At 73.0% G+C, this 16,214-nt stretch carries 12 protein-coding genes; 7 read left to right on the forward strand and 5 right to left on the reverse strand.

What is annotated here, in order from left to right:
* Positions 1–18 precede the first annotated feature (18 nt).
* Together P8A20_RS23875 and P8A20_RS23880 are read right to left on the reverse strand one after the other, a co-directional pair.
* On the reverse strand, positions 19–1,179 hold the full coding sequence (locus P8A20_RS23875; RefSeq protein ID WP_306104234.1) for an ROK family transcriptional regulator: 1,161 nt from the start codon (positions 1,177–1,179) through the stop codon (positions 19–21).
* Between the two features lie 134 nt (positions 1,180–1,313).
* Entirely contained in the window at positions 1,314–2,378 is a 1,065-nt protein-coding gene (locus tag P8A20_RS23880; RefSeq protein WP_147963452.1) for a mechanosensitive ion channel family protein, read from the reverse strand.
* 317 nt (positions 2,379–2,695) lie between these two features.
* On the opposite strand from P8A20_RS23880, the gene P8A20_RS23885 reads away from it, so the two are divergent.
* The gene (locus P8A20_RS23885) at positions 2,696–3,232 is read left to right on the forward strand and encodes an HNH endonuclease (RefSeq protein WP_104785722.1); all 537 of its coding nucleotides are present in this window, start codon (positions 2,696–2,698) and stop codon (positions 3,230–3,232) included.
* Here P8A20_RS23885 and P8A20_RS23890 read toward each other — a convergent pair.
* Complete coding sequence (locus P8A20_RS23890) at positions 3,224–6,265, reverse strand: glycoside hydrolase family 84 protein (RefSeq protein WP_306104235.1); 3,042 nt, start codon at positions 6,263–6,265, stop codon at positions 3,224–3,226. The genes P8A20_RS23885 and P8A20_RS23890 overlap by 9 nt on opposite strands.
* Before the next feature lie 350 nt (positions 6,266–6,615).
* Between P8A20_RS23890 and P8A20_RS23895 the strand changes: the two genes are divergently transcribed.
* From P8A20_RS23895 to alc, 5 genes are all read left to right on the forward strand, one after another.
* Positions 6,616–6,948, forward strand: a complete 333-nt coding sequence (locus P8A20_RS23895) for a hypothetical protein (protein WP_306104236.1) — start codon at positions 6,616–6,618, stop codon at positions 6,946–6,948.
* A complete protein-coding gene (gene malQ / locus P8A20_RS23900; protein ID WP_306104237.1) occupies positions 6,949–9,096 on the forward strand; it encodes a 4-alpha-glucanotransferase in 2,148 nt (715 codons plus the stop codon). It abuts the gene before it with no gap.
* Between the two features lie 20 nt (positions 9,097–9,116).
* The gene (locus tag P8A20_RS23905; RefSeq protein WP_442812088.1) at positions 9,117–9,347 is read left to right on the forward strand and encodes a hypothetical protein; all 231 of its coding nucleotides are present in this window, start codon (positions 9,117–9,119) and stop codon (positions 9,345–9,347) included.
* 78 nt (positions 9,348–9,425) lie between these two features.
* Positions 9,426–10,361 carry a LysR substrate-binding domain-containing protein gene (locus P8A20_RS23910; RefSeq protein ID WP_306104238.1) on the forward strand — a complete coding sequence of 312 codons (936 nt, stop codon included), beginning with the start codon at positions 9,426–9,428 and terminating at the stop codon, positions 10,359–10,361.
* Positions 10,362–10,420: 59 nt separating this feature from the next.
* Positions 10,421–11,566 (forward strand): allantoicase, encoded by a 1,146-nt coding sequence (alc, locus tag P8A20_RS23915; RefSeq protein WP_306104239.1) that lies wholly within the window; start codon positions 10,421–10,423, stop codon positions 11,564–11,566.
* Between the two features lie 171 nt (positions 11,567–11,737).
* Here alc and pepN read toward each other — a convergent pair whose 3' ends face one another.
* On the reverse strand, positions 11,738–14,314 hold the full coding sequence (gene pepN, locus P8A20_RS23920; protein WP_306104240.1) for an aminopeptidase N: 2,577 nt from the start codon (positions 14,312–14,314) through the stop codon (positions 11,738–11,740).
* Positions 14,315–14,427: 113 nt separating this feature from the next.
* Here pepN and P8A20_RS23925 point away from each other — a divergent pair, with 113 nt between their 5' ends.
* Positions 14,428–14,949, forward strand: coding sequence for a DUF1203 domain-containing protein (locus P8A20_RS23925; protein WP_147963445.1), 522 nt, complete (start codon positions 14,428–14,430; stop codon positions 14,947–14,949).
* 99 nt (positions 14,950–15,048) lie between these two features.
* On the opposite strand, the gene P8A20_RS23930 is transcribed toward P8A20_RS23925, so the two are convergent.
* Positions 15,049–16,077, reverse strand: coding sequence for an aspartate-semialdehyde dehydrogenase (locus tag P8A20_RS23930; RefSeq protein WP_147963444.1), 1,029 nt, complete (start codon positions 16,075–16,077; stop codon positions 15,049–15,051).
* Positions 16,078–16,214 lie beyond the last annotated feature (137 nt).

Raw genomic sequence — 16,214 nt, forward strand, 5'->3', positions numbered from 1 at the left:
GGCGGTGCGGCGGTCGGGTCAGGCGGTGTCGAAGACGCTGTCGCGTGCCTGGGCGAGGGCCGTCCGCAGCGCGCCGGTCAGGATCGGATCGCCCTCGATGTCGCTGATACGGAGCAGCGGCCTGGGCAGCGCGAGACCGGTCATCTCGGCCTCGACCCGCTCACGGAGTTCCTCCCCGCCCTCCTGGGCCACCCGGCCGGAAAGGACGACCAGTTCGGGGTCGACCACGGCGACCACGGAGGCCAGGCCGGTCGCCAGCCGGCGGGCGACCTCCGCGCGCACGGTCTCGTCGGCGAGGGCTTCGGCCAGCGGCCTGCCCCCGGCCAGGTCACGCACGGCGGGGCAGGACACCTGGCTCTGGAAGCCGCCGCCCGCGTCGGGGCCCGCCCAGTCGGCCGCGCCGCCGCGGGCGAGCGGGGCGCCGGGCAACGGCATGTAGCCGATCTCCCCGGCGCCGCCCGTGGCGCCGCGCAGGAGGGTGCCGCCCAGCACGATCGCGGCACCCACGCCCTCGTCGAGGTAGGCGAGGACGAAGTGGTCGTGGTCCTGGGCCGCGCCCTCGTACTGCTCGGCGACCGCCGCGAGGTTCACGTCGTTCTCGATGACCACGGGCCGCCCGACCACCTCGGCGAGGTCGGCGAGCAGGGTGCGGGAGTGCCAGCCGGGCAGATGGGGCGCGTAACGCAGCTGCCCGGTGTGCGGGTCGATCGCGCCGGGCGTGCCGATCACCACGGCGTCGAGGTCGTCGTGGCCGAGACCGGTCGGGCGCAGGGCGCCGTCCACGGCCTCGGCGACGAGCTGGGCGGTGCGGTGACGCACGTCCTCCGCGACGGCGTCGGCCTCGACGCGGCAGGAGCCGACCACGGCGCCGGTGATGTCCGCGACGACGGCGTCTATCCCGGTGGGGCCGACGGAGAGCGCGGCGACATGGGCGGCGGCCGGGTGGATCTCGTACAGCACGGCGTTCGGCCCGGGCCGCCCGCTCTGGCTGCCCGTCGACCGCACCAGGCCGGCCTCCTCCAGTCTCGCCAGCAGCTGGGAGGCGGTGGGCTTGGACAGGCCGGTCAGCTCACCGATGCGGGTGCGGGTGAGGGGCCCCTGGGTGACCAGGAGATCGAGCGCCGCCCGGTCGTTCATGGCCCGCAGCACGCGCGGCGTACCCGGTGTGGTTCCGGCCATGAGCGACGCACCCGCCTTCTGTTAGGAAACTTTACTGTCGATGGGAGGACGGTATGGCGACGGTCCGGACCCGTCAATGGGAAGCGCCCCCGAGGCAACCAAAGCGTTACCTCGGGGGCGCTGTGCGCCTGTGTTCACTTCGACAGATTGGGCGGCGGTGCTATCGGGGTCGCCGCCAGCGACTGCGGGGAGGTCGCCGAGGCGTAGGCGGACGGGGCCGCCATGGACGCCGTCGGGTCGGCGGTGGCGGCGTCCGGCTGCGCGGGAACGACGCCGATCATCCGGATGCCCGCCGCGTCCAGGGCCTGCTTGATCCGCCAGCGCAGCTCGCGCTCGACGCCCAGGGACTTGCCCGGCATGGTCTTGGCCGTGACCCGTACGGTCATCGAGTCGAGCAGCACCGCGTCCAGACCGAGGACCTCCACCGGGCCCCACAGCCGCTCCGACCAGGGCTCCTCCTTGGTCATGGTCTCGCCGGCCTCGGCGATCGCCCTGCGGACCAGTTCCAGTTCCTCCACCGGGCGGACCGTGACGTCGACGCCGGCGGTGGACCAGCCCTGGCTGAGGTTGCCGATCCGCTTCACCTCACCGTTGCGGACGTACCAGATCTCGCCGTTGTCGCCGCGCAGCTTGGTGACCCGCAGACCCACCTCGATGACCTCGCCGGAGGCGACACCCGCGTCGATCGAGTCCCCGACGCCGTACTGGTCCTCCAGGATCATGAAGACGCCGGAGAGGAAGTCGGTGACGAGGTTGCGCGCGCCGAAGCCCAGCGCCACACCGGCGACCCCCGCGGAGGCCAGCAGGGGTGCCAGGTTGATCTGGAAGGCCCCCAGGATCATCAGGGCCGCGGTGCCCAGGATCAGGAACGACGTGACCGAGCGGAGCACGGAGCCGATGGCCTCGGAGCGCTGGCGGCGGCGTTCCGCGTTGACCAGCAGGCCACCGAGGGCCGTGCCCTCCACCGCCTGGGCGCTGCGGTTCATCCGGTCGATGAGGTTGGTCAGGGCGCGCCGGATCAGGTAGCGCAGCACGATCGCGACGGCCGCGATGAGGATGATGCGGAGACCGGTGTTCAGCCAGGTGGACCAGTTCTCCTCGACCCAGCCCGCGGCGTTCCCGGCCCGCTCGGCCGCTTCGTCCAGCGAGCCCGCGGCACCGGGGGACGGGGCCGCGGCCAGAAGGGCGTACAGGGACACGGCGGGGACCTCCAGGTGGGGCGACAGCAGACCGATAAGACTAACGAAGCAGGGGGCGTGGTTCGTTGCCGCCGGCGGGGGAGAGACACGTCTCACCCGGGCACGCAGAGGGTGCGGACGATCACGCGAGGGGACCGGACGCCCTGCCGGAACGCCTGTCAAGGGGTCCTCGGACCGCTCGGGAGGCGGGCGCGTGAGGAAAATCCCCCCGGCCCGTTACCCGCACGTGGTGGCGCTCGGACCAGGCATGAGGAGAGACTGAGATCGGATCGTCCCGGCGCGAGCCACGCGTCGCCGGCGTACAAGGAGGCATCCACGTGCCGCACGTCCTGGTTCTCAACGCTTCGTACGAGCCGCTCGGCGTCGTACCACTGCGCCGCGCACTCGTCCTCGTCCTCGAGAACAAGGCCATCTGCCTCGAGGAGTCCGGCGCCTTCATGCACAGTGCGACCCGTGCGGTACCGGCGCCCAGCGTCGTCCGCCTCAAGCGGTTCGTACGGGTCCCCTACCGGGGGCCCGTCCCCCTCACACGCCGGGCGCTCTTCGCGAGGGACGGCGGCCGCTGCATGTACTGCGGGGCCGCCGCGACCAGCGTCGACCACGTCATCCCGCGCAGCCGGGGCGGGCAGCACGCCTGGGACAACGTCGTGGCGGCCTGCCGCCGCTGCAACCACGTCAAGGCGGACCGCCACCTGCCCGAGCTGGGCTGGCGGCTGCGCCACCAGCCGGCGCCGCCCAGCGGGCTCGCCTGGCGGATCATCGGGACGGGGCACCGCGATCCGCGCTGGCTGCCCTATCTGCAGCCGTTCGGAGCGGACGACGTGATGGCCCGGATCGACGGCGTCTCAGCCTGAGGACCGGGCCTTCGGTGTCTCCTGGCCCCCGGGGCGCGCGTCCGTGCCGTCCGCCTCGACGGCGTACGCCTCGACCGACCAGAGCGAGTAGCCGTACTCCGTGGCCCGGCCGTCGCCCTGGACCCGGATGAAGCGGGTGTCCTTCGCGTCGGTCCGGACGCTCTCGCGCCCGCCCCCGCCGTCCGGCACGGTCGCCGCCGTACGCCAGGTGCGGCCGTCCGGGGAGACCTGCACGCGGTAGCGGGAGGCGTAGGCGTCCTGCCACCGCAGCACGACCTGGCCCAGCCGGACCGGGGCGGGCAGCTCGGCCTGCCACCAGGCGCCGTCCTCGGCGGGTGAGGACCAGCGGGTCTCCGGATCGCCGTCGGAGGCCGCCGAGGCCGGGAAGTCCGGGGTCTCGTCGCCCGACGAGGACGCCGTGGCCGTACGCATCAGATCGGGGCCCGCGGTGGGAGGGAAGGCCCGCACGGTCAGCGTGCTCTCCTCACCCCCGAAGCGCAGCGGCACCTCGTACTCACCGGCCGGGGTGTCGGCCGGGACGGTGATGTCCACGGGGATGTCGGTGCGCGAGCCGCCCGTCACCGTCGCCTGCTCCGGGACCTTCACCTCGATGCCCTCGGGGGCCTTCGCCGTGAGCCTGCCCTTCACCTCGCCGGGGCGCCCGCCCGCCAGCCGCGCCTCGACCCGCTGCGTACCGCCTCCGATCACGGCGTCCGTCCGGTCGCGGACGAGGGCGAGACGGGCAGCCGGCTCGTCCTCGAACCAGGGGACGAGCGCCCGCACCTCCGGGACCTCGTCGAAGGACGGGTGCGTGCCCGTGACCCCCGGGGCCGGGGGGCCGACCAGGACCGGACGGGCGGACGGCACACTGACCCGCAGCGCGTCCGCCCGCAGCCCCTTCGCCGCCGTCCGCGTCCAGCCCGCCGCCGACAGGGGGCCCAGGCCGCGCCAGCCCTCGCCGGGGACATGGGCCTCCAGGACCGCGTCCGCCGCCCCGTCGCCGGGCAGGGTCAGGGTGGTGACGGCCTCCAGCGGGCGTGCGCGGTCGAGGCGGAGGGTGTGGCCGTGGGCGTCACGGCTCGTCGTGCCCGTGTCGCGGCCGGTGCCGTTCCAGGCGTCAGCCTCCTCGACCACCCGCTTCAGGAACGGATCCAGGACGCCCTTGCCCACCGTCGCCGTGCTCGCCGCGATCTTCTCTCGCAGCGGTTCGAGCGCCAGCTGGGCCTTCCACGCGGCAGCCCCGTCGCCGCGCTCCTGCGCCCGCAGGAGGTCGACGGCGAGCTCGCCCGCCCTGCCGTACCGGGCCAGCTGTCCGCTCCACGGCCGCACCTCGTCCTGGAGCCTGCCGTCCGCCGGGGTCCTCAGCCGCTCCGGGGCCTGCCGCATCACGCCGAAGGCGGCCCGCAGCTCACGTGAAGCCCTGTCGCGGGCCGCCCCGTCCGCCGTGTGCGCGGCCGGACGCGTCGCCCAGAACGCGGACAGCAGAGGCCGGAGGTACGCGGACTCGTCGCCGCCCAGCAGAGAGGTGGCGCTGTTGCCCGCCAGCGCCTCCAGGGCCGCCCGCGCGGTGGCGTCGCCGCCCGCCAGGTCCGCGATCGCCGCCCGCCAGGACTCCTGCGGCCGGTAGGCCTTCGGGTTCCAGGCGAAGTCGGCCGCCGTGAACAGCGGGATGCGGGACGCCGAGGGCTGCTCCATGGCGTTGGAGAGCAGCGCCGCGGACCCCCCGGCCACGGCAGGGTCCCGCCCGGTGTACGGGCCGAGGAAGATCCGGTCCTGCGCGTAGTCGTTCACCGGGTAGTTGTCCATGGTGACCAGGGGACGGCGGAAGGCCGCCCGCGCACCCGCCAGCTCCCGCCCGGTGATCGTCTTCGGCACCACCCCGACGCCGGTCCAGGCCACCTGCACCCGTTCGTCCAGCTCGGCGGCGAGCGCCGTGCGGTAGTCGGTGGCGCCGTCCTGGTAGAACTCGGTCGGCATCACCGACAGCGGCTCCGCGTCCGGGTGCCGGTCCGCGAGGTGCCGGGCGACCGCGCTCGCGACCCGTGCCTGCGCCCTGGCCGCGGCCTCGGGCCCGCTGCCGAACGTCTCCGCGTCCTCGTCGCAGTGCCACTCGCTGTAGCTGACGTTCTGGAACTGCAGCTGGAACGCCCGCACCCCCAGCGCCCACATCGCGTCGATCTTCCGGCTCAGCGCCCGCACGTCCGCGTCCGAGGTCATGCACATCGCCTGCCCGGGGGAGACGGCCCAGCCCAGGGTCACGTGCTCGGCCCGCGCCTTCGCCGCCAGCGCACGGAAGTCGGCACGCTCGCCGGCCGGGTAGGGCTCGCGCCAGCGGGTCTGCCGGTAGGGGTCGTCGCCGGCCGCGTAGAGATAGCGGTTCTGCTTCGTGCGCCCCATGAAGCCGAGCTGCGCGAGCCGCTCCTCGCGGGTCCACGGCTGCCCGTAGAAGCCCTCGGTCGTCCCGCGTACGGCGGTACCCGGCCAGTCGCGGACCACGGCCCCGGCGACGGTCCCGTCCCGCACGAGCTGACGCAGGGTCTGGACGCCGTGGAACAGGCCGTCCTCGCCGACGCCGTCCAGCGCGATCACGGCGCGGCCGCCGGTCTCGCCCACGGCGAGGCGGTAGCCCCCGGACGGCAGATCGGCGCGTTCCGGCGCGCGCAGGGCCCGCAGGGCGTGGCCGGCGTCCGTGCCGCCGAGCCGGAGCACCGGCCCCCTGCCGGGCAGGGCGTCGTGCACCGTGCGCACGCCGGAGTCGCGCAGGAGGGCCCTGAGCGCCTCCACCGCGTACGGATCGGCCTCCGGGCCGGGCAGGAGGGTGACCTCCGTCCCCAGGGTGACGGCCCGCCCCGACGCCTCCGCGGACTGCGGGCGGGGCCAGACCGGAGGCAGTGGGGTGTCACCGGTGCGGTCCGCCGCTGTCGCGGCGGGGGTGACGGGGGCCGCCACGGCGGCCGGCACGAACGGGCCGAGCAGCCCGCCGATCACGGCGACGGCGACGGCCGTCGCATGCCTCCTGCGCCCGAGCTGCACGCCGTACCCCTTCGTCCTCACTCAGGTCCGGCGTCCGGACCGGGCCCCCGGTCCGAGCGGGACCGTTGCCCCGGCAATGACGTCCGAGCCCACCACCCGCGCGCGGAGGTGTCAATGCACATGGCCGTTACGTCGGATATGCCTGATGTGCTGCAGGGTGTGGAGTGTGGGTGTTCGGGGAAGAGTTGCCGAGTGGCCGAAAACCACGCATACCCGGCGAGTGCGGGAACGTGATGTGACCCACGGCACGTTGGGCTCGTTAGTCATAACGCCTATGTCACGTCCACGCCTGCACCCGCCCCCGCTGGGTAGGCCTGCTGTGTCCTGTTGTCCATGGCCAGGAGGCCAACGTGCCCGCATCCGCGCAGCTTCTGCTCTCCGCCCTCTCCAAACAGGTACCGAGCCCCATGGATCCCGATCCGCTGGCAGGTAAGACGTCCCCCGACTTCACCGCCCCTCCGATGATCAGCGAGCTGCCGCTCGCCGACGTGTCCCCTTTGACCGGCGAGCCCGCGTTCGCCGACAGCGCCCCGCTCATCAGTGAGCCCCCGCTCACCAGCGAGCCTCCGCTCGCCGACGCAACACCCCTCACGAGCGAGCCACCGCTCGCCGCCGTCGCCCCTCTGACCAGCGAGCCGACAGCACCCGGCACCGCGGGGGGCATGGAGTCCCCAGGAGTCTGAATGGGCTTGTCCCGGCTCGCCGCACTGCACGGCGTCGCCACCTCCTTCTCCCCGTCCGCGGACGTCACGGTGTCCGTCCCCGACGACACGGTCACCGCCGTGCTCGCCGCGCTGGGCGTCGACGCCGCCACACCCGCCGACGTACGGAGATCGCTCGCCGCAGCCGAATCGGCGGCGGCCTCCCGACTGCTCCCGCCGACGGTGGTGGCCTGGTCGGGGGAGCCGCTGCCGGACGCGCTCACCGCGCTGCCGCCCGGCGCACTCCTCACGGTCGAGCCCGAACCGGGGACCACCGGCGCATCCCGGCCCCTGCGCATGCGGGTCCTGCCCGCCCCCGCACCCGTCGAGAACGCGCCGAGGACGCCCGCCTGGTGGGCCGAACCGCCCCTGGGCGTCCACCGGCTGACCGTCCGTACCCCGGACCACCGCCACATCACCGCCACGCTCGTCGTCGCTCCGGACCGCGTACCCCAGCCGCCTCCGCGCACGCACGGATTCCTCGTCCAGCTCTACTCGATGCTCTCCGCCCGCTCCTGGGGCATGGGGGACCTCGCGGACCTGGCCGACCTCGCCGCCTGGGCGGGACGGACCCTGGGCAGCGGATTCGTCCAGGTCAACCCGCTGCACGCCGCCGTACCGGGCAGACCGACCGACCCGTCCCCGTACCGCCCCTCCTCGCGCCGCTTCCCCGATCCCGTCCATCTGCACATCGAGTCGATCCCCGAGTACGGCCATGTCGGCGAGCCCGGCAGAGCGGCCCTGGACGACCTGCGCCAGGAAGCCGCGGCGCTGCGCGAGGCCGTGCTGAACAAGGGCGCGCTGATCGACCGTGACGCCGTCTGGGCACTGAAGAAGCAGGCCCTGGAGATCGTCCACGAGGTCCCCCTGACTCCCGGCCGCCGCGCCGCCTACTGCGACTTCCTCGCCGCACAGGGGCAGGCCCTGGAGGACCACGCCCTGTGGTACGCCCTGGCCGAGGTCCACGGACCGCAGTGGCGCGCCTGGCCCGAAGGGCTGCGCGACCCCCGCTCCCCGCAGAGCGCCCGGGCCCGCACCGACCTGCTCGACCGGGTCGACTTCCACTGCCGGCTCGCCTGGCTCACGGACACCCAGCTCGCCACCGCGCAGAGCGCCGCCCGGGAGTCCGGGATGCCCGTCGGGATCGTCCACGACCTCGCCGTCGGCGTACACCCCGACGGCGCCGACACCTGGGCGCAGCAGGACGCGTTCGCCCGGGGCATGTCCGTCGGCGCGCCCCCCGACGCCTTCAACGCCCACGGTCAGGACTGGGGACTGCCCCCCTGGCGCCCCGACGCCCTCGCGGCGTTGGGGTACGCCCCCTACCGGGACCTCCTGCGTGGCCTCCTCGCCCACGCCGGGGCCCTGCGCATCGACCACGTCATGGGCCTCTTCCGGCTCTGGTGGGTCCCCGAGGGGCTCCCGCCCACCGAGGGCGCCTACGTCACCCAGGACGCCGAGGCGATGCTCGCCGTCCTCGTCCTGGAGGCGCACCGGGCGGGTGCCGTCGTCATAGGGGAGGACCTCGGCACCGTCGAGCCCGGCGTACGCGAGGCGCTCGCCCGGCGCGGGGTGCTCGGCACCTCCGTGCTCTGGTTCGAGCGTGACTGGGCGGGGAACGGGCGCCCGCTCGCCCCCGGGACGTGGCGCGAGGGCTGCGTGGCGACGGCGACCACCCACGACCTGCCCTCCACCGCCGCGAGGCTGACGGGCGAACATGTGACGCTCCGCCACCGGCTCGGTCTGCTGACCCGCCCCCTGGAGCAGGAGCTGGCCGAGGACGCCGCCGACACCGCGGAATGGCTCGCCTACCTGGCCCGGCTCCGGCTGCTGCCCGAGGGTGAGGGGGACGAGGAGGCGGCCGTCCGCGCCGTCCACCGCTTCCTGCGGAGCACCCCGGCCCTGATGTCCGGCGTCTGGCTCCCGGACACCGTGGGTGACCGCCGTCCGCAGAACCTGCCCGGGACCTGGGACCAGTACCCCAACTGGCGCCTGCCCGTCGCCGACGCGGAAGGCCACCCCGTCACCCTGGAGGAGATCACCGCCTCGCCCCGGCTGCACCGGCTGATGGCCGTCCTGACGGGGGGTCCGGAGTCCCGTACGGCACCCCCGGGCGCGCGCCCCTCGTAGGCGTTCGCTACGTTTGCACCGTGGACAAGAAGAACGCTATGCGCGCCGGCGCCGTCGCGGCCGGTACGACGCTGATGATGCTGCTCATGTCGTCCCCGGCGCTCGCGCTCACCCGCGACGACGGTGACGACCCGGGGCCGGGGCTGAACGTGCTGGAGACCCTCGGTCTCTACGTCGCGCTGCCGATCGTCCTGTTCCTGGTGATCGCGGGCCTCGTGATGGTCCTCGACAAGTCCGAGAAGCAGGCCTAGGGAATTCTCCCGGGTGCGCCGCCGGTACTCCGTACCGCGCGGCGCACCGGCGTGTCCGGACCCCGGTAGGTTGCGGGCATGACCGAGTGGGACGTCAAGAAGCTCCGCATCCTGCGCACCCTGCGCGACCGGGGGACCGTCACCGCCGCCGCCGAAGCCCTCCGTATGACGCCGTCCGCCGTCTCGCAGCAGCTCACCAACCTCGCCGGGCAGCTCGGGGTACAGCTGCTGGAGGCGCAGGGGCGCCGCGTGCGGCTCACCGACGCCGCGCACCTGGTGCTGCGGCACGCCGAGGCGGTCTTCGCCCAGCTGGAGCGGGCCGACGCCGAACTCACCGGCTATCTGCGGGGCGAGGCGGGCCAGGTGCGTGTCGGCGCCTTCTCGACCGCCGTGCCCGCCCTCGTGGTGCCCGCCGTGCGGCTGCTGGGCGCCGAGGGGCGTCCCGGACCCCAGGTGCGCGTACGTGAGGCGGAGGCGGCCCAGGCCTTCGAGCTGCTGTCGGCCGGTGAGGTGGACCTGGCGCTCTCCCTGGCGGCGCACGCCCCGACGGCCCGGGACCCCCGCTTCACCCTGCTGCCGCTCCTCGCCGACCCGTTGGACGTGGCGCTGCCCGCCGGTCACCGCCTCGCCGGAGCGCCCGCCCTGCGGCTCGCGGACCTCTCGCAGGAGCCCTGGATCTTCGGCGGGTCCGGCCCCTGGTCGGAGATCACCACCGCCGCGTGCGAGGCCGCCGGCTTCGTTCCCGAGCAGGCCCACAGCGCCGCCGGCTGGACAGCCATCCTCGCCATGGTGCGGGCGTCCATGGGCGTCGCGCTGGTCCCCCGGATGGTCTCCGCATCCGACCGGCCGCACCACGGCGTGGCCATGCGGGTCCTGGAGGCGGACCGGCCCTGTCGCCATGTGGTGGCGGCCGTACGGCAGGGCGCCGAAGACGGCCCCGCGGTCGCCCGGGTGCTGAGCGCGCTCCAGCAGGTGGCGGCCGCTTCCGGTCGGCCCACCGTTAAGCAGGGCTGAAAGAACCGTACGAAAACTTTCGATGGACCTGATCGTTGTCGCGGCGGCACAGTGGGCCCATGCCCACCGACGAGAACCAGACGGAGCTTTCTCCCAGCGACCCGCACGCCAACGACGCGGCCCCCTACGGCGGTGGTGACCCCTACGCCGACTACCGCGCGGGCGACTTCCCCTTCACCGAACTGGTCGACCTCGCGGACCGCCGCCTCGGCGCCGGAGTGATCGCGGCGAACGACGAGTTCTTCGCAGAGCGCGAGAACCTCCTGATCCGGGAACCCGCCGTCTTCGACCCCGAGCGCTTCGGCCACAAGGGCAAGATCATGGACGGCTGGGAGACCCGCCGCCGCCGGGGCACGGACGCGGAGCACCCCTTCCCGGCCCCCGAGGACCACGACTGGGCGATCGTCCGACTGGGCACGCCCGGAATCATCCGCGGCGTCGTCGTCGACACCGCACACTTCCGCGGCAACTACCCGCAGCGCGTCTCCGTCCAGGCGACGGCCGTGGAAGGCGCCCCCGGCCCCGCGGAGCTCCTCGCCGACGACGTGAAGTGGGAGGAGCTCGTCCCGCCCACCCCCGTGCGCGGCCACGCCGCCAACGGCTTCGAGGTCACCGGGGGCCGCCGCTGGACGCACCTGCGGATCTGCCAGCACCCGGACGGCGGAATCGCCCGCCTCCGTGTCCACGGCGAGGTCGTCCCCGACCCGGCCTGGCTCGCCGCGCTGGGCACGATCGACCTGATCTCGATCCTCAACGGCGGCATGTACGAGGACGCCTCGGACCGCTTCTACTCCTCGCCGGCCCAGATCATCCTGCCCGGCACCTCCCGCAAGATGGACGACGGCTGGGAGAACCGCCGCCGCCGGGTCCGCGACACGAACGACTGGGTCCGCTTCCGTCTGCCCGCCCAGGGCGCGGTGCGCGCGGTCGAGATCGACACCGCCTACCTCAAGGGCAACGCGGCCGGCTGGGCCGGCCTCCACGGCCGCGACGGCGACACGGGCGAATGGTTCGAGATCCTGCCCCGAACCCGGCTCCAGCCCGACACCCTCCACCGCTTCGTCCTCGACACCGAGGCCGTGGTCACCCACGTACGCCTGGACGCCTACCCCGACGGCGGGGTGGCCCGGATGCGCCTCCACGGCTCGCTGACGGAGGCGGGCGCGGCCGAACTGGCCCGCCGCCACCAGGAGTCCGGCGCCTGATGCCCCCGCCCGGCGGACGGCTGCGCAACCGCGCCCGCCCGCCGGGCGGCTTCCAGCGGTCACCACGTCCCAAACCACGGTGAACCCCGGGCGTCCGCGCCCGTCCCCACGCACGACGAAGGGGGCGCCCCCGCAGGAGGCGCCCCCTTCGTCGCGTGTACCGCAGGACCGTTAGGCGGTGGCCGCTGCGGCGTCGGCCGCCTGCGCCTTCAGCGCACGCTCCACGCCCGAGCGGGACTCCGACATCAGCCGGCGCAGCGCTGCGCTCGGCTGCGCCGACTCCAGCCAGGCGTCCGTGGCGTCCAGCGTCTCCTGCGAGACCTGGAGAGCCGGATACAGGCCGACCGCGATCTGCTGCGCCATCTCGTGGCTGCGCGAGTCCCAGACGTCCTTGACCGCCGTGAAGAACCTCTCCGTGTACGGCGCCAGCAGCTCACGCTGGTCGGTCTGCACGAAACCGCTGATGACCGACTCCTGGAGGGAGTTCGGCAGCTTGTCCGACTCGACGACCGACGCCCACGCCTCGGCCTTCGCCTCCTCGGAGGGCTGGGCCGCGCGCGCCGACGCCGCGTGACGCTCACCCGCGGCCGTCCTGTCACGCTCGTACTCCGCGGCGATCTCCTCCTCGTCCAGGAGGCCCGTCGCCGCCAGGCGCTGCACGAACGCCCAGCGCAGCTCAGTGTCGACGGCCAGGCCCTCGATCTCCTGCGTGCCGTCGAGCAGCGACTGCAGGACGTCGAGGTGGAGCGGGCTGCGTGCCGTCGCGGCGAATGCGCGGGCCCAGGCCAGCTGGTGGTCACCGGCCGGCTCGGCCGCGCGCAGGTGCGCCAGCGTCGCCTCGGTCCACTGGTTCAGGCCCGCCTCGCGCCACTCCGGGGCGGCGTAGAGGTCGAGCGCCAGCTTCACCTGACGGTGCAGCGACTGCACGACGCCGATGTCCGACTCCTTGCCGATCCCTGAGAGGACCAGCGCCAGGTAGTCACGCGTCGCCAGCTCGCCGTCGCGCGTCATGTCCCAGGCCGAGGCCCAGCTCAGCGCGCGGGGCAGGGACTCGGCGAAGTCGCCCAGGTGCTCGGTGACGACCCGCAGCGACTCCTCGTCGAGACGGACCTTCGCGTACGACAGGTCGTCGTCGTTGAGCAGGACGACCGCCGGACGAGCCGTGCCGGAAGGGAACGGCACCGTGGTGCGCTCGCCGTCCACGTCGAGCTCGATCCGGTCCGTGCGCACCAGCTTGCCCGCCGCGTCGAGGTCGTAGCAGCCGATGGCGATCCGGTGCGGACGCAGGGTGGGCTCGCCCTTCGCGCCGGCGGGCAGCGCGGGGGCCTCCTGGAGCACGGTGAACGAGGTGACGTGGCCGTTCCCGTCGGTCTCGATCTCCGGGCGCAGGATGTTGATCCCGGCCGTCTCCAGCCACGCCTTGGACCAGGTCTTCAGGTCACGGCCGGAGGTCTCCTCCAGCGCGCCCAGCAGGTCCGACAGACGGGTGTTCCCGAAGGCGTGCGCCTTGAAGTAGGCCTGCACGCCCTTGAAGAACGCGTCCTTGCCGACGTACGCCACGAGCTGCTTCAGGACCGAGGCGCCCTTCGCGTACGTGATCCCGTCGAAGTTCACCAGGACGTCGTCGAGGTCCTGGATGTCCGCCATGATCGGGTGCGTCGACGGCAGCTGGTCCTGCCGGTACGCCCAGGTCTTCATGGAGTTGGCGAACGTGGTCCAGGAGTGCGGCCACTTCGAGCCCTCGGCGTCCGCCTGGCACGCGATGGAGGTGTACGTCGCGAAGGACTCGTTCAGCCAGAGGTCGTTCCACCACTCCATGGTGACCAGGTCGCCGAACCACATGTGGGCGAGCTCGTGGAGGATCGTCTCGGCGCGCGTCTCGTAGGCCGCGTCCGTGACCTTCGAACGGAACACGTACTGGTCGCGGATGGTGACCGCGCCCGCGTTCTCCATCGCGCCCGCGTTGAACTCCGGGACGAAGAGCTGGTCGTACTTGGCGAAGGGGTACGCGTAGTCGAACTTCTCCTGGAACCAGTCGAAGCCCTGCCGGGTGACCGCGAAGATGTCGTCCGCGTCGAGGTACTCGGCGAGCGACGGCCGGCAGTAGATGCCGAGCGGGACGGACTGGCCGTCCTTCTCGTAGCTGCTGTGCACCGAGTGGTACGGGCCGGCGATCAGGGCCGTGATGTAGGTGGAGATGCGCGGCGTCGGCTCGAACGACCAGACGTCGTCCTTCGGCTCGGGCGTCGGCGAGTTGGAGATCACGGTCCAGCCGGACGGGGCCTTCACGGTGAACCGGAAGGTCGCCTTCAGGTCGGGCTGCTCGAAGCTGGCGAACACCCGGCGGGCGTCCGGGACCTCGAACTGGGTGTAGAGGTAGGCCTGCTCGTCGACAGGGTCGACGAAGCGGTGCAGGCCCTCGCCGGTGTTCGTGTACGAGCAGTCGGCGACGACCTTCAGCTTGTTCGCGCCGGCCCGGAGGTGCTTCAGCGCGATCCGGGAGTCCCGGAAGACGGCTGCGATGTCCAGGTCCTTGCCGTTCAGCACGATGTCGTGCACGGCGGGGGCGACCAGATCGATGAAGGTCTCCGCACCGGCTTCGGCGGAGTCGAAGCGCACGGTGGTGACGGACCGGTAGGTGCCGCCCTCCTGTGCGCCGGAGAGGTCGAGATCGATCTCGTACGCGTCCACGGTCAGCAGGCGCGCCCGCTCCTGTGCCTCTTCGCGGGTCAGATTCGTGCCAGGCACGCGGTCATCTCCTTGATATGCGATGTTTCTGGTCATCCTTCCACGTGGGGCGGGCGCAGCGCGATGTCCGTTTTCCGCCGGACCTGCGCGGGTGTCCGGGCCACCCTCGGACCATGACCGCACACGAGGCACGGCCCATCGGGCCGGACACCCTGGAAGAGCTCCGGACGACCGACGACGCGGGACGTCCCTGCGTCCCGTACAAGGCCACGGAGGGCGGCGACCCCCTGCGCTGCTGCCTGCGTGGCACGGAGTCGGGGGAGCTGATCGCGCTCGTCTCCTACGCGCCGCTGAGACGCTGGGCGGCGGAGACCTGGGCGCGCCCGGGGGCGTACGACGAACAGGGCCCGGTCTTCATCCACGCCGAGCGGTGCGAGGGCCCGGCGGGGGACCGGACCGGCTATCCGTTCTCCCGGGCGGGCGCACTGCGCACCGTCCGCCGCTACGACGCGGAGGGCGCGATCATCGGCGGCCGGCTGCTGGAGATCCCGGCCGAGGAGGAGAAGGGCTTCGACGCCGCCTTCGCGGAGGCCTTCGCCGACCCGGACGTGGCGCTGGTACACGTGCGGGCCGTGGAGTACGGGTGCTTCCACTTCGAGGTACGGCGGGGCGGGGCCGGGGTGCCCCTCGCGTAGCCGCTCCTTCCCGCTCCCGCCCTCCGGGGCGACGAGCGAGCGGGCACGCGGAAGGGCGGCCCCGGGCACCAGGGGCCGCCCTTCCGCGGACGAGTGGGGTCAGCCCTTGAGCTCCGCCGCCACCAGCTCCGCGATCTGGACCGCGTTCAGCGCGGCACCCTTGCGCAGGTTGTCGTTGGAGACGAACAGTGCGAGGCCGTGCTCGACGGTCTCGTCGGCGCGGATGCGGCCGACGTACGAGGCGTCCTTGCCGGCCGCCTGGAGCGGGGTGGGGATCTCGGAGAGCTCGACGCCCTCGGCGTCCTTCAGCAGCTCGTAGGCGCGCTCGACACTGATCGGGCGGGCGAAACGGGCGTTGATCTGGAGGGAGTGACCGGAGAAGACCGGGACCCGCACACAGGTGCCGGACACCTTGAGCTCCGGGATCTCCAGGATCTTGCGGGACTCGTTGCGGAGCTTCTGCTCCTCGTCCGTCTCGAAGGAACCGTCGTCGACGATCGCCCCGGCGAGCGGCAGTACGTTGAAGGCGATCGGGCGCTTGTAGACGCCCGGCTCGGGGAAGTCCACCGCGTCACCGTCGTGCGTCAGCTTGTCCGCTTCCGCGACGACCTTGGACGCCTGGCCGTGCAGCTCGGCGACACCGGCGACCCCGGAGCCGGACACCGCCTGGTAGGTGGCCACGGTCAGCGCGTCCAGCTGCGCCTCGTCGTGCAGGGGGCGCAGCACGGGCATGGCGGCCATCGTGGTGCAGTTCGGGTTGGCGATGATGCCCTTGGGGCGGTTCGCGATCGCGTGCGCGTTGACCTCGGAGACGACCAGCGGTACCTCGGGGTCCTTACGCCATGCGGAGGAGTTGTCGATCACCACGGCGCCCTGGGAGGCGACCTTCTCGGCCAGCGCCTTCGACGTGGCACCGCCCGCGGAGAACAGCACGATGTCCAGACCGGTGTAGTCCGCGGTGGAGGCGTCCTCCACGGTGATGTCCGTGCCCTCGTAAGCGATGGTGGAACCCGCGGAACGCGCGGAAGCGAAGAGCCGCAGCTCGGCGACGGGGAACTTCCGCTCGGCCAGGATGCTGCGCATGACTGTGCCGACCTGACCGGTGGCGCCGACGATTCCGACCTTCACTGGGACTCCCTCACAGATGCGAACGGGCACGATTGCCGGTCCATGATGCGTATGTCCCCGGCTCCCTTGTCCAATCCATTGTCCGGCAGGCGGACGGGCGCCGCACGGAGCTGTGGGGCGGGAGCCCTTGATAGCTC

This window comes from Streptomyces sp. Alt3, assembly GCF_030719215.1.
Lineage (GTDB): Bacteria > Actinomycetota > Actinomycetes > Streptomycetales > Streptomycetaceae > Streptomyces > Streptomyces glycanivorans.